12 protein-coding genes and 1 pseudogene are annotated in these 20208 nt (G+C 75.1%); 8 read left to right on the forward strand and 5 right to left on the reverse strand.

All coding sequences use genetic code 11. From position 1 onward, the window contains the following. The first annotated feature begins 19 nt into the window (after positions 1–19). Positions 20–919 carry an NAD-dependent protein deacetylase gene (locus tag ACQP10_RS29475; protein ID WP_433541953.1) on the forward strand — a complete coding sequence of 300 codons (900 nt, stop codon included), beginning with the start codon at positions 20–22 and terminating at the stop codon, positions 917–919. 123 nt (positions 920–1042) lie between these two features. Here ACQP10_RS29475 and ACQP10_RS29480 read toward each other — a convergent pair whose 3' ends face one another. Together ACQP10_RS29480 and ACQP10_RS29485 are read right to left on the reverse strand one after the other, a co-directional pair. Continuing rightward, entirely contained in the window at positions 1043–2182 is a 1140-nt protein-coding gene (locus ACQP10_RS29480; RefSeq protein WP_399500077.1) for a CapA family protein, read from the reverse strand. Next, complete coding sequence (locus tag ACQP10_RS29485) at positions 2179–3513, reverse strand: acyltransferase family protein (RefSeq protein WP_433540096.1); 1335 nt, start codon at positions 3511–3513, stop codon at positions 2179–2181. The genes ACQP10_RS29480 and ACQP10_RS29485 overlap by 4 nt, the downstream gene beginning before the upstream one ends. A gap of 196 nt (positions 3514–3709) precedes the next feature. On the opposite strand from ACQP10_RS29485, the gene ACQP10_RS29490 reads away from it, so the two are divergent. Continuing rightward, a complete protein-coding gene (locus ACQP10_RS29490) occupies positions 3710–4426 on the forward strand; it encodes an OsmC family protein (protein WP_346019532.1) in 717 nt (238 codons plus the stop codon). A gap of 55 nt (positions 4427–4481) precedes the next feature. Here the strand turns inward: ACQP10_RS29490 and ACQP10_RS29495 are convergent, their stop codons facing one another. After that, positions 4482–6098 (reverse strand): serine/threonine protein kinase, encoded by a 1617-nt coding sequence (locus tag ACQP10_RS29495; RefSeq protein WP_433540097.1) that lies wholly within the window; start codon positions 6096–6098, stop codon positions 4482–4484. 583 nt (positions 6099–6681) lie between these two features. On the opposite strand from ACQP10_RS29495, the gene ACQP10_RS29500 reads away from it, so the two are divergent. The 6 genes and pseudogenes from ACQP10_RS29500 to ACQP10_RS29525 all read left to right on the forward strand — a co-directional run bounded on the left by ACQP10_RS29500 (position 6682) and on the right by ACQP10_RS29525 (position 17514). Further along, the gene (locus tag ACQP10_RS29500) at positions 6682–7254 is read left to right on the forward strand and encodes an EF-hand domain-containing protein (RefSeq protein ID WP_179824132.1); all 573 of its coding nucleotides are present in this window, start codon (positions 6682–6684) and stop codon (positions 7252–7254) included. 130 nt (positions 7255–7384) lie between these two features. Then, positions 7385–12262, forward strand: a pseudogene (locus ACQP10_RS29505) (type I polyketide synthase); the annotation flags it as partial. Between the two features lies 1 nt (position 12263). After that, a complete protein-coding gene (locus tag ACQP10_RS29510) occupies positions 12264–13274 on the forward strand; it encodes a beta-ketoacyl reductase (RefSeq protein ID WP_433541954.1) in 1011 nt (336 codons plus the stop codon). Between the two features lie 9 nt (positions 13275–13283). After that, positions 13284–14678 (forward strand): hypothetical protein, encoded by a 1395-nt coding sequence (locus ACQP10_RS29515; RefSeq protein WP_346019529.1) that lies wholly within the window; start codon positions 13284–13286, stop codon positions 14676–14678. Continuing rightward, positions 14678–16156, forward strand: a complete 1479-nt coding sequence (locus tag ACQP10_RS29520) for an acyl-CoA reductase (RefSeq protein ID WP_399500081.1) — start codon at positions 14678–14680, stop codon at positions 16154–16156. The genes ACQP10_RS29515 and ACQP10_RS29520 overlap by 1 nt, the downstream gene beginning before the upstream one ends. Continuing rightward, positions 16153–17514, forward strand: a complete 1362-nt coding sequence (locus ACQP10_RS29525; RefSeq protein WP_433540098.1) for a cytochrome P450 — start codon at positions 16153–16155, stop codon at positions 17512–17514. Before ACQP10_RS29520 ends, ACQP10_RS29525 begins: the two co-directional genes overlap by 4 nt. 70 nt (positions 17515–17584) lie before the next feature. Here ACQP10_RS29525 and glpK read toward each other — a convergent pair whose 3' ends face one another. Further along, entirely contained in the window at positions 17585–19102 is a 1518-nt protein-coding gene (gene glpK / locus ACQP10_RS29530; RefSeq protein ID WP_346019526.1) for a glycerol kinase GlpK, read from the reverse strand. 142 nt (positions 19103–19244) lie between these two features. Continuing rightward, entirely contained in the window at positions 19245–20102 is an 858-nt protein-coding gene (locus ACQP10_RS29535) for an MIP/aquaporin family protein (RefSeq protein WP_179824144.1), read from the reverse strand. Between the last annotated feature and the right edge of the window lie 106 nt (positions 20103–20208).

A 20208-nucleotide genomic window follows, 5' to 3' on the forward strand; every position in this document is an offset into this window, starting at 1 on the left:
GAGGCACCATGAAGGGGTGATGTGGAAGGTGGACGAGGGACCCGGCACCCCGACCGGCGCCCCGCCCGGTACCCCGGGCACCGCGAACCCCCGGTTCCGCATGCTGGCCGATCTCGTCGCCGACGGCGACGTGGTGGTGCTGAGCGGGGCCGGCCTGTCGACGGAGTCCGGCATCCCCGACTACCGCGGGGAGACCGGCCGCGTGCGGCGGGCCGAGCCGATGACGTACCAGACGTTCGTCGGCAGTGCCGCAGCCCGGAGGCGATACTGGGCGCGCAGCCACCTGGGCTGGCGGCACATCGCCGGCGCCCTCCCCAACGCCGGTCACCGCGCGGTCGCCGGGTTGCAGGAGCGGGGGCTGGTCGGCGGGATCATCACCCAGAACGTCGACGGCCTGCACCGCGCCGCCGGAGCGCGTGACGTGATCGAACTGCACGGCGGCCTCGACCGCGTCCGCTGCCTGTCCTGCGGCCGGCGGACGTCCCGCCACGAGCTCGAACGGCGCCTGGGCGAGGCCAACCCCGGCTGGCACGCGCACGCCCGGACCGCGGTGATCAACCCCGACGGCGACGCCGTGCTCGACGACGACCTGATCGACGCCTTCCGGATCGTCGACTGCCGCGACTGCGGCGGCGTGCTCAAGCCCGACGTGATCTTCTTCGGGGAGAACGTCCCCGGTCCCCGCGTCCAGGAGTGCTACGAGCTGGTCGAGCGGGCGGGCCTGTTGCTGGTCCTCGGGTCCTCGCTGACCGTGATGTCGGGTTACCGGTTCGTACGGCGCGCCGCCGAGCACGGCATCCCCGTCGCGATCGTCAACCAGGGGCCGACCCGGGGTGACGGCGACGCCCTCCTGACGCTCGACGCCCCGCTCGGCCCCACCCTCGCCGCCCTGGCCGCCGCGCTGGACCCGGCACGCTGACGCACGGCCCGGCGCGTACGGCCCGGCACGGCGCGTACGCCCCGGCCCGGCGCGCCCGGCGCGGCGCGTACGGCCCGGCGGGCGGCGGCACGCCCGCCGTCCGCGGTGGACGTGCCGCCCGGCTCACGTCCACTCCGCCACGAGCGTGCCTTCGGAGCCGGGGCCGATCCGCGTCCCGAAGGGACGGCTGACCCCGTCGAGGACCGCCCGCAGCCACACCGCGTCCTCGTCCGGCGCGCGGTGGAGCCGCATCCGGCGGGTCCGCACCGGCGCCATCCGCAGCCCGGCCAGCCTCCCGGAGGCCGCCTCCAGCGACACGAGGTACAGCAGCCGCAGCTCGTCCCGGTACTCCTCGTAACCCGTGATGCCCTCGTAGTCGTCGATGAGGTCGCCGCAGCCGTACAGGACGAGCCGGTCCCGGTACACCTCGACGGGACGCGGGTGGTGCGAGGAGTGGCCGTGCACGACGTCGACGCCGCCGTCGACGAGCGCGTGCGCGAAACGCACCAGGTCGGGCGGGACGTCGTAGCCCCAGTTGGACCCCCAGTGGACGGAGGCGACCACGACGTCCCCGGGCCGCCGGATCCGCCGTACCCGATCGGTGATCCGCGCCGCCTCGTCGTCCGGCGTGCCGGCGGCGAGGTCCGCGAGGTCCACCCCCGCGCGGTCCGCGGTCGCCGCCCAGTCCGGCGGGATGCCGCTGGACTCCGTCCCGAACGACAGGACCAGCACCCGCCCGCCGCCGCGCAGGGGGACGGCGACGGGCCGCCGCGCCTCCTCCGCGTCCCGTCCCGCCCCCGCCGACCGCAGTCCCGCGGCGGCCAGCGCGTCCAGCGTCTCGGCGAGCCCCCGCCGGCCGAAGTCCAGCACGTGGTTGTTCGCCAGCGCGCAGACGTCGGGCCGGACCGCGGCCAGGCACGGAAGGTTGGCCGGGTTCATCCGGTAGTGCACGGTCTTTCCCGGGGCGAAGTCGTCGCTCCGCGTGACGCTCGTCTCCAGGTTCACCACCCGCGCGTCGGGCCCGAAGTCCTCGATCATCGGCAGCGCGTCGCCCCAGGGCCGGGAGAAGCCGCACGGGCGGGGAACCGGGCCGCCCACGGCCTCCGCCAGCTCGACGTAGGACAGCGCGCTCCGCATGTGCGGCTCCCGCAGTTCCGGGTCGCCCGGGTGCGGCAGGATCTGGTCGACGCCGCGGCCGAGCATGACGTCCCCGCCGAGGAACAGCCGTATCCGGCCGGTGGTCGTGTCCGCGGGCCGGTTCACGATCCCGGACGCCTTCGGAGGAACCGGAGCAGGCCCGCCCCGGCGAGATAGGCCAGAAGCATCGGGACGGGCAGGCGGGCCGGGAGCGTCACGGCGGCGCCCAGCAGTCCCCCGGCGGCCAGCGCCGCGCCGGCGACCGCCGCGACCGCGCGCGGGACCCCGCTCGCGGGCCCGTCCGCGCCGGGGACCGGCCCGGCGCGCCGCTCGATCCGGCCGAACACCGCGACGAGGACCGCCAGGGCCACGAGCAGGCAGGCGAGCCAGGGCAGGCGGAGCAGCAGCCACGGCGCCGACCCGGCGGGCGGCTGCGGCAGCAGGCCCGTGGGGTAGAGCGCGACGGCCGCGATCACGACGGCGGTCAGGTGCCAGAGGAAGACGGTCATGATCACGGAGTTGACGCCCACCACGACCGTCCACGGGCGGGCGCGCCGGAGCCAGCGGTCGGCGGGGTCGTGCAGGAGCAGGGCGAGTCCGGCCTGCGCGGTCGCCAGGGCCAGCAGGGCGAGGGTCGGCGGGGAGGTGTTCTGCAGCCGCTCGCCGGGGGCCGCCACCATGCTGATCGGGTACGGCCCGGCCACGGTGAGCAGCACCAGGGCCGCGAGCCCCCCGGCCGCCATCGGCAGGGCCACCGTACGGCGGGCCGGCAGCGCCCCCTCCCGCCAGGCGATGCCGAGCTGGTGGATCGCCAGCCAGGCGAAGAGGAAGCCGGCCTGGCCGAGGAGGGGCGGGCCGGACCGGATGCGGACGACGTCGCCCAGCCCGACCAGCGCGGCGAGCACGACCGGTACGGTGAGGCCCGCCCGGCGGTGCAGCGCGAGCATCACCGGCGTCAGGAGGACGACCGCGAGATAGGCGACCAGGAACCACAGCGGCATGACGGCGAGCCACACGGCCGTGGCGACCGTCCCCTCGCCGGCCCCGAGGAGGAGCGCGAGGAGCGCCGCGGCGCTCAGCGTGAGCAGGAGCGCCGTGGTGGGGCGGATCAGCCGGTCGGTACGGCCGAGGAACCAGCCCGTGGCGGTGCCGCCCCGCCGCCGGTAGGAGTCGAGGGAGGCGGCGTTCACGAAGCCGCCCACCAGGAAGAACACCGGCATGACCTGGAACGCCCAGGTCAGCGGGCGGGCCCAGGGCAGGACCGCGAGGACGGTGTCGCCGCCGAACCCGCCGTGGTAGGTCACCACGACGGCCAGCCAGTGGCCGAGCACCACCGCGGCGATCGCGACGGCGCGCAGCAGGTCGAGGTGGCGGTCACGGTGCGGCGGCGTCCGCTCCGCGGTCAGGCGGATCGCGCGGACGGCGGCCCGGGGACGGCGTAGCAGCACCTCGCACACGGCCGATCCTCCATCCGTCCGGCCGGCCCGGCCGGATGACCGGTTCCTACCCGGTCAGGGCGGGTCTGGACCTCGGGCCCGGGAGAGCGGGGCTTAGGTCCCTGGTGCGCGCGGGTCCCGGCGTCGCACGGTGAACGAAGGCAGGGGAAAACCCGTGAACCGTCGGGGCGCGGGGATCGCACACTTGGAGCCACTCGTGGAACACGACAGGAACGGCGTGGTGAGGCTCTCCTGGCGGGGCGGGGACCGTTTCGACCTGGCGGTCCGCCGCCATGTGGTCCGCGTCGACCAGACCAGCGACTTCCGCGGCAGCGACACGGGCCCCACCCCCGTGGAACTGTTCGTCGGGAGCCTCGCCGCCTCCGTCGCCCAGTGCGCCGAACGCTACCTCCACCGCTGCCAGCTGCCCGCCGGCGTCTCGGTGACGGCCCGCTACGACCTGGACGTCCGCCCGGAGCACGCCAGCCGGGTCGAGCTGGTGGTGGAGGTCCCCGACATCCCGCACGGGCTGCGGGAGTCCTTGGCCAACGCCCTGGACCACAGCACCGTGACCGCCTTCCTGCGGGTCCCGCCGGAGGTCGGCGTGCGGGTCCACGAGGCCGAGCCCGGCTCCGTCCCCGGGTGCGTGCCGGAGCGGGCCCGGGGGACCGCGCTCCGCTACGTCCGCGGGGACGAGAGGCTGCGGCGCGAGTTCGACAATCTGCTCGCACGGTTCCTGCGCGAGCAGCCGGACCACGGCCGCTGGGATGTCACGCCCCTGGTGGAGGCCCTCGACCGGCTCGGACGGCAGATCCCCCGCCTGCTCGTACGGCTGAGCCGCCACCCCCCGGAGGAGGCGCTCCGGGTCAGCGTCGAGTTCGACCTCCCGGCGATCCCCACGCCCGTTCCCGGGCCGTCCGCCCATCCCCGGTGAACGGCGGGGCGGCGCACCGGGCACGGCCGGCTTCCCCGTCCGGTCACCCGGGACCTCACCTGAGGATGTAGCAGTAGTTGGACTTGTTCCTGAACCGGTGGAACGCGCGCGGCTCCCGGTACCGCCACCGGCAGCCGTCGTCGAGCCGGCCACCGGCCAGGTACATGGTCTCGCCCTTCCGTTTGACGCAGTAGGCGCCCGGGCGGGGAGTCTCCCGGTACTCCACCCATTCCCAGCCCAGCGTGACGCAGTACTGCGTGAAGTGGCCGGGGCCGAGTTCCGTGACCCGGGCCTGGGGCGACCTGGACGGCGACGGCTTCGACGGGTCCGAGGACTTCGGCGACTTCGGCGGGGAGGGGAGGGCGGCGGTGGTCTCGGGTGGCCGCGGCCGGACCCGGTCGTCCGGTGCGCGGGTGGCCGTGGGATGCCCGCTCACCCGGGGCCGGGGACCGCGCGTCGCCGGGGACGGCGAGGTCGGCACGGCCGGCGGGGAGGTCTCCGGGGTGGCGACCGCAGGGGTCGCCGCGAGGTGGGGCTCCTCGGCGGGAGAGGCCGTACCGAGGCCGGCGGGCGCCTCCGGCGTGACCCCCGCGGCCATGCCCTGCGAGGTCCGGGACGCGCCGGCGTCCGTCCTCGCGGGGTCCCCGCCGGGCAGCAGCACGACGCCCGCGGTCCCGGCGACGGCCATCGCGGCGACGGCGACGACGGCCACGCGCGGCACGCGGCGCCTTCCCGGCGTGGCCGGAGGCCGCGTGCCCGCCGTCCCGCCGGACGCGGCCGCGCCGCCCGGCGGGTGCACCGGGACCGGCCCGCCCGAGGGCGGATGGCCGTCGGCGGCCGCCCCATGTCCTCCGCGCACGAGACGGCCGAGGATCTGCTGGGCCGTCGGCCGCCGTGCCGGGTCCTTGACGAGGCATTCGCGGATCAGATCGAGCAGGGGCGGCTCGATCCCGTCCAGGACGGGCTCCTCGTTCAGGATCCGGTTGATGATCGCGGGGATGGAGTCGTTGCCGAACGGTGGGCGGCCCGTGGCGGCGAAGGTCATGGTGGAGGCCCAGGCGAACACGTCCAGGGGAAGGCCGGGCTCGTCCGCGTTGAGCTGCTCGGGCGCCATGTAGGCGGGCGTGCCCACGATCCCGCTGGTCACCGTGCCGGTCGCGGCGAGAGAGCGGGCGATGCCGAAGTCGATGACCCGTGGGCCGTCCGGGCCGAGGAGCACGTTCTGCGGCTTGAGATCCCGGTGGACGACGCCCGCGTCGTGCAGGGCGACCAGCGCGGTGGCCGTGCCGACGGCGAGGCGTTCGAGGGCGCTGCCCGAGCGCGGTCCCTCGGCGGTGACCACGTGCTGCAGCGAGGGGCCCGGGACGTACTCACTGACGAGGTAGGGGCGCATGCCGTACAGGCCGAAGTCCAGGACCTGCGCCGTGCAGAACCGGGCGACCCGCTTGGCGATCTCCGCCTCGCGCATGAGGTCGTCGTGCACGGCGGGCTCCCCGCCGACCCGGGCGTGGTAGAGCTTGACCGCCACGCGGAGGCCGGGACCCGTCTCCGTGGGCTCCGCGAGCTCCGCTAGGTAGACGGCGCCCTGCCCGCCTTCGCCGATCCTTGCGACGACGCGGTAGGGGCCGAGCATCGTGGGATCGCCCGGTTCCGGGGGGTGGAGATCCGACATCTGCCTCCGGCACCTTTCCGTCGACCGGCGAACGTACGAATCGTAGATCCCGTGATGGGAGAAATCAGTCTTTCCGCCGAGGCGGGATTCACCCGCCGTGGCAGTGGTGGCGGTGTTCGCCGGCCATGGCGGACTTCGACGGACGTACCCGAGGCGCGGTGTCCGGCACGGCTCCGATGGGCCCGGCCCCTGTGATCGCGGCCCCGGCGGCCCGGCACGGAGATCCGGTACGGCAGGCCGGTACGGAGGTCCGGCGCGGCGCGAGCGGACCGCCTCGTCGCGGGCGGCTCTCCCCCGGCGCGAGCGGCCCGCCACGGCGGCCTGTCGGGCGACATATACCTTATTGGCCCCATTTACCCTAAGCACCTTAAATGCTATATACGAAATAGGCCGGAAAAATAATTGAGAACGCCTCCGAGCGACAGATCGGCCACCGTTCCGCAATGCTCCTCCGCGTCTATTTTCCCTGGCCATGCAGCCAGAATTCCCCTCCCGCGCAGATGAAGACATGACACCCGGATCGCAAAAGAATGTCAGAGCAATCACCTGGGGCAGGGGGTGCCCAGAAAAGAAGGAGAGACCGATGGAACTGAACGGCAACCAGCTCCTCAACCGCAAGATCGACATCTGCTTCGGGCACGGCGACCAGAACGGTGACGGCATCCTCGAACCGGCCGACGCCCTGGCCCTGGCCGCGCGGATCATCGCCTACCTGGGTGAGCCCTTCAACTCCCCCAAGGCGCAGGCGCTGCTGGACGGCTTCGAGAACTTCTGGAGGCACGTCTCCGCCCGCATGGACACCAACCAGGACGGCAAGGTCACTCCCCTGGAGTGGCGCACCGGGATGATCGGCGCGTTCGCCGGCGACTCCAAGGCGTTCGACGAGGGGTTCCGTCCCCTGGCCGAGGCCCTGTGGAGCATCTGCGACCGGGACGACGACGGAACGGTCGGCCCCAACGAGTTCGCGGCCTTCCAGCGGGCCTTCGGCACGTCGCCGGCCAACAGCAAGATCGCCTTCGACAGGCTCGACAAGGACAAGAGCGGCACGCTCTCGGTGGAGGAGCTGCTGGCCGCGTGGCAGGAGTACTACACCAGCCCCGACCCCCAGGCCGCCGGCAACTGGCTCTTCGGTGACATCTGGGGCGACGACGTCTAGGACTGCACGCGCGTGAAGCTCTGACCGGCCGGACCGGGACGGGTCCCCGGCGCGGCGCGCCCGCGCCGGGGACCGCTCTCGCGTGTCCGCCGGATCCCGCCGACGAGCGAACGCGAGCTTGGAGAACCCAATGGAAAGCCGATGTGAGCCGATCGCGGTCATCGGAATGGGGTGCCGTTTCGCATCCGGCATAGACACCCCCGACTCGCTGTGGCGTTTTCTCATCGAACGCGGTGACGCATCGGGAACGGCGCCGGAAGGTCGCTGGTCCCCTTATTACCGCATAAGTCCGGAAAACTCCGCCGTACTGCGGGCGACCACGACCCGCGGCTCCTTCATTCCCGACATCGCGGGATTCGACGCGGATTTCTTTGGGATATCCCCGCGCGAGGCCCGGCTGATGGACCCGCAGCAGCGGATGACACTTGAGGTCGCCTGGGAGGCCCTGGAGCACGCGGGCATCCCGCCGCACTCCCTCGCCGGCTCCGACACGGGCGTCTTCACCGGCGTCAGCGCCGACGACTACGGCCGGCGGCTGCTTTCCGACCTGCCCCGGATCGAGGCGTGGACCGGCATCGGCGCCGCCCCGTGCGGGGTGGCCAACCGCGTCTCCCACGCCCTCGACCTGCGCGGCCCCAGCGTGGCCGTGGACACCGCCTGCTCGGCCTCGCTGGTGGCGATCCACCAGGCGTGCCAGAGCCTGCGGCTCGGCGAGATCCCGCTGGCGCTGGCCGGCGGCGTGATGCTGATGGCCGGCCCCGAGCTGAGCGTGGTGCTCGACGCCGCCGGCGCGATCTCCCCGGACGGGCGGTCGCGGGCCTTCGACGCCGCGGCGACGGGTTACGGGCGCGGCGAGGGCTGCGGCGTCGTCGTCCTCAAGCTCCTGCGCGACGCCGTCGCCGACCGCGACCGGGTGCTCGCACTGATCACCGGGAGCGCGGTGTTACAGGACGGCAGGACCCCGGGCATCATGGCCCCCAGCCGCGAGGCCCAGGAGCACCTGCTGCGCCGGGCGTACCGGGCGGCGGGCGTCGACCCGGCAGACGTCGGCTACGTCGAGGCCCACGGCACCGGGACCCGCGTGGGCGACCCGGTGGAGGCCGGTGCCCTGGCGGCGGTGCTGGGCGCCGGACGCCCCGCCGGCCGCCCCTGCCTCATCGGCTCGCTCAAGCCCAACATCGGCCATCTGGAGGCGGCATCGGGCGTCGCGGGCCTGATCAAGGCCGTGCTCTGCCTGGGACACGGGCTCATCCCGCCGACGCCGACCACCGCCGGGCCCACCCCGGCGATCCCCTGGGAGAGCTCCGGGCTGCGGCTGGTCACCGAGACGACCGGGTGGCCGGGCGCCGGGCGTCCCCGGCGGGCGGGGGTCTCGGGCTTCGGGTACGGCGGCACGATCGCCCACCTCGTCCTCCAGGAGGCCCCACCCGCCCCCGTCCCGGACCCCGCGGACCCCGCGGACCCCGCGGGCGAAGCGGACGACTCGGTGGTCCGGCCGTACCCGCTGTCCGGCGCCACCGACGAGGCCCTGCGGGCCAACGCCGCCCGGCTGGCCGACCGGCTGTCGGGGCGCGAGGACCCGCCGCTCGCCGCGGTGGCCTCCACCCTCGCCCGCCGCCGTACCCACCTGGCCCGCCGCGCCGTCGTCGTCGCGGCCGGACGGGCCGAGCTGGTCGAGCGGCTGCGCTCCCTGGCGGCGGACGACCCGGCCGCCGTGACCGGCCACGCACCTCCGGAACCCGTACGGCCCGCCCCCGTGACCGGCCACACCGCACCGGAGTCCGTACGGCCCGGTCCGCACGCGGACGCCGGGCCGGTACGGCGCGACCCGGTGTGGGTGTTCTCCGGGCACGGGGCGCAGTGGGCGGGCATGGGCGCGGACCTGCTCGCCGACGAGCCGGCGTTCGCCGCCACGCTGGACCGCCTGGAGCCGGTGTACCGCGAGGAACTCGGCCTCTCCCCGGCCGACGCGCTGCGCGCCGCCGACCTGGGCGGGACGGACCGGGTCCAGGCGCTGACCTACGCGCTGCAGACCGGGCTGGCCGCCGTCTGGCGGTCGTACGGCGTGCGGCCCGGCGCCGTCATCGGGCACTCCGTCGGCGAGATCGCGGCCGCGGTGGCCGCCGGGGTCCTGACCGAGTCCGACGGCGCGCGCCTGGCCTGCCGCCGCTCCCGGCTGTTGCGCCGGGTCGCGGGGGCCGGGGCGATGGTGATGGTCGGCCTGTCCCCCGAGGAGACGGCCGCCCTGCTCGCCGGGGACGGAGCCGGCGACGAAGCCAGGGCCGGGGACGAGGACGGAGAAAGGGCCGGGGACGGGGAGCTGTGCGCGGCGGTGTGGGCCTCGCCGTACTCCACCGTCGTGGCCGGTGACCGGGAGGCGGTGGGGCGGGCGGTCCGCCGCTGGCGCGCCCGGGGGATCGCCGTCCGCGAGGTCGCCTCCGACGTGGCCTTCCACAGCCGCCACATGGACCCCCTGCGTGCCGATCTCGCCGCCGCGGTCAAGGACCTTCCGGCGGGCCCGGCCCGGGTCCCCCTCTACACGACCGCCCTGGCCGATCCGAGGGACCCGGCCGAGCGCGACGCGGCGTACTGGGCACGCAACCTCCGCGAACCCGTCCGCTTCGCCGCGGCGGTGGGCGCCGCCGCGGAGGACGGCCACCGGGCCTTTCTGGAGGTCTCGGCGCACCCGGTCGTGAGCCACTCGATCGGGGAGGTCCTCGACGCCGCCGGGGTGACGGGCGCCGTCGTCACGCACAGCCTGCGGCGCGGCCGGCCCGGACGGCGCGCGCTCCTCGGCGGCCTGGCTGTCCTGCACGGCGGTGGTGTGCCCGTCGACTGGCCGGCCCTCTGCCCCGGCGACGACCTGGTGGACCTGCCGAGATACGCCTGGCGGCACCGGACGCACTGGGTGGGCGACCCGCCCGCGGCGGCCGGGGGCCCCGGCCATGATCCGGACCGTCACACGCTGCTGGGCGGCCGGGAGACGGTGCACGGCACCTCCCCGGCGCACCTGTGGCGCACCCGGCTCCGGCACGGCAACCGCCCCTACCCCGGGGAGCACCCCGTGCGGGGGACCGAGGTGGTGCCGGCGGCCGTGCTGCTGAACACGCTGCTCACCGCGGCCGGAGAGGTCTTCGGGGGGACGCCGGCGCTGGCCGGGGTGTCGCTGCGGGTGCCCCTGTCCCCCGCCGTTCCCCGGGAGGTCCAGGTGGTCTGCCAGGACGGGACGCTGCGGCTGTCCTCCCGGCTGCTCCGTGACCCCGCCGGACCGCCCGCCGGCACGGACGGGCTCCGTCCCGACATGAACGGGTTCCCGCCTGGCGTGGGCGGTTCCCGCTTCGGCGTGGACGGGCCAGGCGGACGAGGTGAGGCGGCCGACGAGTGGCTCACCCACACGACGGCGCTCGTCGTCCCCACCGGCGACGAGGTCCCCGAGCCGTCGTCCCCACCCGGCCGCCGCGAGGCGAGTCCCGGAGACGGCGGGCGTCCCGGGCATCCGCGCGTCGTGGCCTTCGGCGGTCTTCCCGATGTCGCCGCCCGCGAGCGATCGGCGCCGGCCGCCGCGCCCGCGCCGGAGGGGCCGGCCGAGGCCGGGGAGCCGCTCGACCCGGGTTTCGTGGTCGACCGGCTCGCCTCGGTCGGGGTGGCGTCGATGGGCCTCCCCTGGCGGATCGAGGAGTTGCGCCGGACCGGCGGCACGCTCACCGCGACGGTCACCGTCTCTCCCGGGGAGCCGCGGTGGACCGGTGACGCGCGCACCGCGACGGTCGCCACCGCCCCCGGAGCGACCCCGTGCTCCCCCACCTGGGCCGGTGTCCTGGACGCCGCCTTCTCCGTCGCCTCGGTGGCCCTTCCCGGCCCGGCGCGCCTGCGGATGCCGGCCCACGTGGGCCACGCGGTCCTGACCGGTGAGCCGCCGTCCCGCGCGGTGATCGAGGTACGGTCGGCCGGCACGGACCTCGCGCCCGGTCACGGCGTCGACGCCGCGTCCGCCGCCGATCCCGGCGCCGCGGCCGTCATCGGCGCGGTCACCGGGTCCGGCGACGGCATCGGCGCCGTCGTCGACGTCGGGATCATCGACGAGCGGGGCGTCCTCGTCGCCCGGCTGCTCGGGCTGCGGTTCGGCGAGCCGGACGCCGGCCCGTACCCCGGTCCCCACGGCGACGCGGAGGACGCGGGCGGCGCGGGCGACCCGGCGGGCCTCGTCCACGAGGTGGCCTGGCTTCCCCTGGAGGTCACCGACCGGGGACTGCCGCGCACCGTGCTCCTGGCCGGCGCCGATCCCGCCCTCCGCGAGGCGCTGGACGCCTGCCTGTCCGGCGCCGGGTCGTCCCTGGAGGTCGCCGCCGATCCGGACGACCTCGTACGACGGGCCGGGCGGCTCTCCGCCGCCGACGCGGTGGTCCTCGCGCCGTCCCTGTCACCGTCCGCGTCGCCGTACGGCCTCGATCCGGCCGCGTGGTCGTACGGTTCCGGTCCGGCCGCGTCGCCGTACGGTCCCGGCCGGTCCGCGTCGTGCGGTCTCGATCCGGCCGAGGCGGCGGCGCGCCACGCGCTGCTCCTCGCCGGGACGGCGCGGCTGCTGGCCGCGACGGTGCCCGTCGGGGGCCCGCGCCTGTGGTGCGTCACCCTCGGCGCGCGCGAGGCGCGGGACGAGGCGGCGCTGGCGCAGACGTCCCTGTGGGGCCTGGGCAGAGTGATCGCGGGCGAGCACCCCGACCTGTGGGGCGGCCTCGCCGACCTGCCCGCGGAGCCCGGAAGGGACGACGTCGCGACCCTCGCCCGGCTGCTGGGCGGCCGGTGGGACGAGGACGTCATCGGCGTCGACCGCGGTACGGCCACCACCACGCGGCTCGTCCCCGCCTCCCCGGCCGGCGCGGCCTCCGGCGTCCGGTGCCGAGCGGACGGCACCTACGTCGTCACCGGCGGGACAGGGGCGCTCGGGCTGCGGGTGGCCCGGCGGCTGGCCGAGCGGGGCGCCCGCCGGCTGGTGCTCGTCGGCCGCACCCCTGCCGCCGCGCGGGCGGTGGGACGGCGACGGCCACCCCGCCGTTGCGGTGATCCGCTCGCTGGAGGCGACGGGGGTGACGGTCCGGACGATCGCCGCCGACGTCGCCGACCACGACTGGATGGCCGACCTCCTCGCGCCCGACGCGCTCGGCATGCCGGCCGTACGGGGGGTCGTGCACGCCGCCGGGGTCGTCGACGACCGGCTGCTGCGCGACCTCGACGGCCCGGCGATCCGGGCGGCCATGCGGCCGAAGGTCGCCGGGGCGCTGACCCTGCACGACCTCTACCCGCCCGGCAGCCTGGACTTCCTGGTGCTGTTCTCCTCCGCCGGACAGCTGCTGCGGCTGCCGGGGCAGGGCGCGTACGCGGCGGCGAACGCCTTCCTCGACGGCCTCGCCCGGCACCGGCGGTACCGGGGGGCCCGCGACACCGTCTCCGTGGCGTGGACGAGCTGGCACGGACTCGGCATGTCCGTGTCGTCCGCGGTCACCGACGCCGAGCTGCGCGTCCGGGGGACCGCGGGCATCACGGCCGGGGAGGCGCTGCGGGCGTGGGACCACGCCGGCCCGCGCGCGGCGGGCAACCTGGCGGTGCTGCGCGTCCTGCCCGGCGGGGCACGCGCCGGGCGCCCCCGCGTCCTGGCGGCGATCCCCGACGCCGCCGCGTCCGACGCGACCGGCCCCGCGGGCGCGGCGGACGGTTCCGGAGCCGGGACCGGAGCCGAGCTCTCCTGGAGGGACCTCGACGGTCCCGAGCTGCGCGCGTTCCTGCTGGCGGAGACGGGCCGGGCCGCCGCCGAGACCCTGCGCGCCGAGCCCGGCGCGCTGGACCCGCGCCGGCCGCTCGCCGAGCTGGGCGTCGACTCCCTCCTGGCGACGCTGCTGCGGTCCAGGCTCCAGGAACGGCTGGGGCTCACCCTGCCCGCCACGCTGCTGTGGAACCGGCCCGCGATCTCCGACATCGCCGACTACCTGGCCGAACTGCGCGCGGCCGACTCTTCCCTCCCTTAGGAGCGCAACATGATCACCGGACCCGATGTCCGCCTCTTCGCGGACGACCCGATGGAGTTCTTCGGCGGCTCGCGCCACGCCATGCACACCATGCCCTCGCACGACCTCGCCGCCCTCCAGCTCGCGGCGCTGCGGCTGCGCTTCGCCGAGCTGCGCGACCGGCTGCCGGTGCTCCGCGCGATGGCCGACGAGCAGGGCATCGACGGGATCACCCGGCTCGACGACGCGGCCCCGCTGCTGTTCCCGCACACGATCTACAAGTCGTATCCGGCGTCGCTGCTGCTGGAGGGCAGGTTCGACCGGCTGACGACCTGGCTGTCGCGGCTCGTCACCGTCGACCTGTCCGGCCTCGACGTCTCCGGGTGCGACTCCATCGACGGGTGGCTCGACCTGCTGGACGGCCGGACCGAGTTGCGCCTGGCCCACTCCTCCGGCACCTCGGGCACGATGTCGTTCATCCCGCACACGCGCGAGCAGTACACCGGGCTCTACGACATCGTGCGGCTGGAGGTCCTCCCCGGCCCGGAGCGGAGCGGGGAGCGGCTCGACGTCGTCTGGCCCGGGTTCCGCACGGGCCGCAGCGGCATCGACCGGCACGCCGCCGCCATGGCGGAGCGGATCGCGGGCTCGCCGGACCGGTTCCACAGCGCCCATCCGGGGCCGCTCAGCGCCGACGTGATGTTCCTCGCCGCCCGGCTGCGGGCCGCGGCCGCCCGGGGCGAGGCCGGCCGCATGGAGATCCCGGCGACGCTCCGGGAGCGCCGCGCGGAGTTCGAGGAGGCGCAGCGGGCCGCCGCGGCCGGGATGGGCCGGTACGTCGAGGAGCTGGCCGAGCGCCTCGCCGGGCGGCGGGTCGTCTCGCTCAGCCTCTGGGCCACCTACCACGAGATGGCCACGGCCGGGCTCGCCCGCGGCATCGAGGGCGTCTTCGCCCCGGACTCGGTGATCTTCCCGGGCGGCGGCGCGAAGGGCACGGCCCTGCCCGCCGACTGGGCGAGGGACGTCGAGCGGTTCGCCGGGGTTCCGGCCCTGCGGTACTGCTACGCGATGGCGGAGGTCATCGCGCTCAACCTGATCTGCCCGCGCGGCCGCTACCACATCGAGCCGTGGGTGGTCCTGTACGTCCTGGACCCCGATACCGGAGCCCCGCTGCCCCGCGAGGGGACGCGGACCGGCCGGGCCGCGTTCTTCGACCTGCTGGCCGACGTCTGCTGGGGCGGTTTCGTCTCCGGCGACGAGGTCACCGTCGACTGGTCGCCGTGCGGCTGCGGGCGCACCACCCCCCACCTGGCCACGGACATCGGCCGCTACAGCGACCGGCGGGGGGACGACAAGATCACCTGCGCGGCGACCCCGGAGGCGCTCAACGACGCGCTGGACTTCCTCAACGGGGCGCTGCTCTGATGGGCGCGCCGACGATCCCGGCGTTCGTCCGGGGCGAGACGGTCTGGGACGACCCCGTCGCCTTCGGCGGGACCGGCGAGGCGTGCGCGTTCCGCGCGCCCGACCCGGTGGCCCTGCTGGACCGGCTGCCGCTGACCGACCCGCTGCGCATGCGCGACCTGGCCGAGGTCACCACCTCCGACGTCGTGGACTACCTCGCCGAACTGGGGCCGCGGCTCCGCCTCTCGGTGAACGGCTTCCTGCGGGAGGCGCTGGAGCACTCGACGGCGTGGTCCGACATGACGCCGCCGGTCCTGGCGGCCTGCTACGAGCAGCTCCCGTCGCTGTTCACGCCCGAGGCCGTCCGCGCGGTCGCCGAGGGGACGGTGGGCTCCCGGTTCCTGGACGGCTGGCAGGAGGTGGCCTCGCCCGGCGGCGGGACCGCGGCGGTGCGGGCCGTCGGGGCCCGCGCCGTGCACATCATCGCGGGCAACAATCCGATCATCGCGGCCATCACGATCATCCGGAACGCCCTCGTGCGCGGCGACGCCGTGATCAAGACCCCGGCCAACGACCCGCTCACCGCGGTGGCCGTCGCCCGGACGATGGCGGAGACGGCGCCCGGCCACCCGCTCACCCGGCACCTGGCCGTCGCCTACTGGAAGGGCGGCGGCGCCGCCGTCGAGGACCGCCTCTACCAGCCCGGCAACATCGACAAGATCGTGGCGTGGGGCGGGCTCGCGTCCGTCCGGCACGTCACCCGCTACATCCAGCCGGGCGTGGAGCTGGTCACCCTCGACCCGAAGCTCAGCGCCACGATCGTCGGCGCGGAGGCGTTCGCCGACGAGGCGAGCATGGCCGAGACGGCCCGGCTGGCCGCCGTGGACGTCGGCGCGCTGAACCAGCTCGGCTGCTTCAACGCCCGCGTCGTCCACGTCGTCACCGGCCTCGACGCCGCGGGCCTGGAGCGCGCCGAGCACTGGGGGGAGCTGCTCCACCGGGAGATCCTGCGGCTGCCCGCCGCGGTGAGCACCCCGGCCCGGTGGTTCGACCCGGAGCTGCGGGCGTCGCTGCGGGCGTTGCGGACCAGCCCCGACTGGTACCGCGTCATCGGCGGCCACGACGACGCGGGGGCGGTGGTCGTCTCCCGGGTGGCCGAGCCGGTCGACTTCCACACCGCCCTGTCGGGCCGGGTGGCCAACGTCGTGCCGGTGGCCTCGCCGCGGGACGCGCTGAAGGCCATGAACGCCTACACCCAGACGGTCGGCGTCTATCCCGAGTCGCTCAAGCGGCGGCTGCGCGACCTCCTCCCGCTGTACGGCGTGCAGCGCCTGGTCTCGCTCGGCTACGCCACCCGCTTCCGGCCGGACGTGCCCCAGGACGCCATGGAGCCGGTCCGCCGCATGGTCAAGTGGATCGTCGACGAGAGCTGCTCCCCCGGCGACGTCCATCCCCTCGGTCACCTGGACCGGCGGGCGGAGCCCTGGGGGCGGTCATGACGGGCACGCGCGGCGTCCAGGCGACGGCGAACGGTCCGGTGAACGGCCCGGCGAACGGGCCGGGGAGCGACGGCCCGACAGCCGGGGACCCGGCGGACGGGACTCCGGGGAGCGGCGGGCCGGTGGACGACGACCGGCGGGCCGCCGAACGGCGGGCCGTCGAACGACTGGCCGCCGACTTCGACCACCACGACCCCGAGCTCACACCCGACCTGGCGTGCCTGGTCCACCGGGAGATCCGGGAGACGACGCCGGTCGCGTACTCCCGCGCCCACGGCGGGATGTGGATCCTGTCCCGCTATGACGATGTCCGCGCCGCGCTCCGGGACCACGACACGTTCAGCTCGGCCTCCGGGGTCTTCTTCCCGCGCGCCGAGGGAACCCCGCCGTTCGCGCCCCTGGAGTACGACCCGCCGGAGCACACCCGTTTCCGCGCCCTGATGAAGCCTCCGCTGCTGCTGCCCGAGGCCCGGCGGCTGGCGCCGGAGATCGCCGTCCTGGTCGCCCGCGCCGTACGGCCCGTCGTCGCGCGGGGCGGTGGGGACCTGGTGCGCGAGCTCGCCGTACCGCTGCCGCTGGCGGTGGTGTCGCTCGCCGTCGGCTTCTCGGCGGACGCGCGTGACCGCATCCGCGACCTGACCAGCAACACCTGGGCGCGGATGCCCAGGGACGGCGACGCGGGCGGCTTCTGGCCGGCGTTCGCCGAGCTGTTCCAGTCGGAGATCCGCCGGGCCCGCGCCCGGTCCGGCGGCGACCACCTTGCCGCCCTGGTCCGCGAGGAGATCGACGGCCGCCCGGTCACCGACGCCGAGCTGCACGTCATGCTGGTCGCCTACGCCATCGCCGGCCACGAGACCTCCATGAACACCCTGGCGCACCTGCTGCGGCACCTGGCGGCGCACCCCGGCCTGCAGGACCGGCTGCGCGCCGAGCCGCACCTGATGCCCGCGGCGGTGGAGGAGGCGCTGCGGCTGTGGACGCCGGTCGACCACGGCACCCGGCTGACCACGAGGGACGTCGAGGTCGGCGGGGTCGTCATCCCGCGCGGGTCGCGGGTCGTCCTGCTGACCGGCGCGGCCAACCGCGACCCGCGGGCCTTCCCCTCGCCGGAGGAGTTCCGGCTGGACCGGACGCCGAACCGGCACCTGACCTTCGGCCACGGCATCCACTTCTGCCTCGGCGCCCACCTGGCCCGCGTGGAGTTCCTCGCCGTCCTGCGTGAGCTCGCCCGCCACCCGGACTACGAGCTCGCGGGCGAGACCCGCCGCTACTACGAGAACGGCCGGCACATCTGCCTGGACCGGCTGCCGGTACGGTTCCGCCCGGCCAGCCCGGCCGGCACGCCCCGGACGGCCTGAGCCTGCCTGTCCGGGAAAGGACGCGGCCACCGGAGCGCCGGCCGGCGCTCCGGTTCCGCCGGGGAGCGCGTCAGGACACGTCCACCCAGTCGAGGGTACGGTTCACCGCCTTCTTCCAGCCGGCGTAGCCCTCGGCCCGCTGCTCGTCGGACCACCGCGGCTCCCAGCGCCGGTCCTCGTTCCAGTTCTGCTTGAGCTCCTCGGTGGACTTCCAGAACCCGACGGCGAGCCCGGCGGCGTAGGCGGCGCCCAGGGCGGTGGTCTCGGCGACGACCGGCTTGGAGACGGGCACGCCCAGCACGTCGGCCTGGATCTGCATGCACAGGTCGTTGGCGGTGACGCCGCCGTCGACCCGCAGCACGTCCAGGGTGACGCCGGAGTCCTGCCGCATCGCCTCGACCACGTCGCGGCTCTGGTAGCAGATCGCCTCCAGCGTGGCCCGGGCCAGGTGGGCGTTGGTGTTGTACCGTGACAGCCCGACGATCGCGCCGCGGGCGTCGGAGCGCCAGTAGGGGGCGAACAGGCCGGAGAACGCCGGCACGAAGTACACCCCGCCGTTGTCCTCGACCTGCCGGGCCAGCGCCTCGCTCTGCGCCGCCCCGGAGATGACGCCGAGCTGGTCGCGCAGCCACTGCACCGCCGAGCCGGTCACCGCGATCGACCCCTCCAGCGCGTACACCGGCCGGTCCGCCCCGAAGCGGTAGCAGACGGTGGTCAGCAGGCCGCTCTTGGAGCGGACCGGTTCGTGGCCGGTGTTGAGCAGCAGGAAGTTGCCGGTGCCGTAGGTGTTCTTGGCCTCCCCCGGGGAGAAGCAGACCTGACCGACCGTGGCGGCCTGCTGGTCACCGAGGTCACCGGAGATCCCGACCTCCCCGCCGAACGGGCCGTCGGGCCGGGTCGTGCCGTACAGGCCCGGATGCGAGGAAGGGAGGATCTTCGGCAGCATGGCGCGGGGGATGCCGAAGAACGACAGCAGCTCGTCGTCCCACTCCAGCGTTTCGAGGTCCATGAGCATGGTGCGGCTGGCGTTGGTGGGGTCGGTGACGTGGACGCCGCCGTCGGTGCCGCCGGTGAGGTTCCACAGCAGCCAGGTGTCGGTGTTGCCGAAGATCGCCTCGCCGTCCTCGGCGGCCTGGCGGACGCCGTCGACGTTCTCCAGGATCCACTGGATCTTGCCGCCGGAGAAGTAGGTGGCGGGGGGCAGGCCGGCCTTGCGGCGGATGACGTCGCCGCGGCCGTCGCGGTCCAGGGCCGAGGCGATGCGGTCGGTGCGGGTGTCCTGCCAGACGATCGCGTTGTGGTACGGCCGGCCGGTGCGCCGGTTCCACACCACCGCGGTCTCGCGCTGGTTGGTGATCCCCAGGGCGGCCAGGTCGGAGGCGGACAGGTTCGCCCTGTTGAGGGCCGTCTGGACCACCGAGCGGGTGCGTTCCCAGATCTCCACCGGGTCGTGCTCGACCCAGCCGGCCCGGGGCAGGATCTGCTCGTGTTCGAGCTGGTGGCGGGCGATCTCGTTGCCGCCGTGGTCGAAGATCATGAATCGGGTGCTCGTCGTCCCCTGGTCGACTGCTCCGACGAAGTCAGGCATGAGGGTCGTGTCTCCTTTGGCGCTCAGTTGACCCGCCGGGGCCTCTGCGGTCCGGCGGCTTGCGGGGCGGCTCGCGGAGCGGCTCGCGCACGGTCTCCCGGCCGGTCTCGTGTACGGTCCCCGGACGGACGTCAGGCAGGTGTCAGGCGGCCTCGCTGTCGGCCGGCACCCGGCCCGCCCCGGGCTCGTCGGCCGGCACCGGCACCCGGCCCGCCTCGGGCTCCTCGCCGGGCGGCAGGAACCGGGCCACCATGATCTGGTAGAGGCCCGCGCCGAGCAACCCTCCGATCAGCGGGCCCACGATCGGCACCCAGAAGTAGAGCCGGCCGTACTGGTCCTGCCAGGCGGTCTCGTAGCCGGTGAGGAAGGAGGCCAGGCGCGGCCCGAAGTCGCGGGCGGGGTTGATGGCGTAGCCTGCGTCGGTGCCCCAGGCCATGCCGATCGCCACCACGATCAGGCCCACCACGAAGGGCGCGAGGTTCGCCGCGGGCGCGGAGTTGCGCAGGTCGGAGACGGCGAGCACGAGCAGGAGCAGGATCGCGGTGCCGATCACCTGGTCGCGGAGGGCGCCCCAGGTGCCCACGGGCAGGGTGCCGTTGCCGGGCAGCGTCGAGAAGACGCCCTGTGTCTTGATGGTCAGTCCCGGGTCGGCGGCGTGCAACACCTCGGTGTAGTTCCACCGCACGACCAGCGCGGCGACGAACGCGCCCGCGGTCTGCGCCAGCGAGTAGGGGAGCACCTTGCGCCAGGGGAAGCCCTTGAACGCGGCGAGCGCGACGGTGACGGCGGGGTTGAGGTGCGCCCCGCTGATCCGGGCAGCCACATAGACGCCGAGGGTGACGCCCAGGCCCCAGGCCCAGGCGATGCTGTCGTGGTCGCCGATCCCGCCCGCGACGACCTGGGCGACGACTCCGGTTCCGAACAGGATAAGGATCATGGTTCCCGCGAACTCGGCGGCCAGCTCACCGAGCAGGCCCCGGGCTCTCACAGATTCCGCCACTTCTCCTCCTCATCGTGCCGTGCTGCGGCGCGGGCCGTACCCGGCTCGATGCGGCTACCGGGGGGCCTCGCGGACAGCCATGGAGGAAGGCCGCCGGCTTCCGGCG

Origin of the sequence: Streptosporangium sandarakinum (genome assembly GCF_050942225.1) — a bacterium.
Classification (GTDB): Bacteria; Actinomycetota; Actinomycetes; order Streptosporangiales; family Streptosporangiaceae; genus Streptosporangium; species Streptosporangium nondiastaticum.

Bases quoted from the DNA above. Each gene is read 5' to 3' on its own strand.
- ACQP10_RS29475 (WP_433541953.1), top strand. From the start codon at position 20: ATGTGGAAGGTGGACGAGGGACCCGGCACCCCGACCGGCGCCCCGCCC.
- ACQP10_RS29495 (WP_433540097.1), bottom strand. From the start codon at position 6,098: ATGTCGGATCTCCACCCCCCGGAACCGGGCGATCCCACGATGCTCGGC.
- ACQP10_RS29500 (WP_179824132.1), top strand. From the start codon at position 6,682: ATGGAACTGAACGGCAACCAGCTCCTCAACCGCAAGATCGACATCTGC.
- ACQP10_RS29515 (WP_346019529.1), top strand. From the start codon at position 13,284: ATGATCACCGGACCCGATGTCCGCCTCTTCGCGGACGACCCGATGGAG.
- ACQP10_RS29520 (WP_399500081.1), top strand. From the start codon at position 14,678: ATGGGCGCGCCGACGATCCCGGCGTTCGTCCGGGGCGAGACGGTCTGG.
- ACQP10_RS29525 (WP_433540098.1), top strand. From the start codon at position 16,153: ATGACGGGCACGCGCGGCGTCCAGGCGACGGCGAACGGTCCGGTGAAC.
- glpK (WP_346019526.1), bottom strand. From the start codon at position 19,102: ATGCCTGACTTCGTCGGAGCAGTCGACCAGGGGACGACGAGCACCCGA.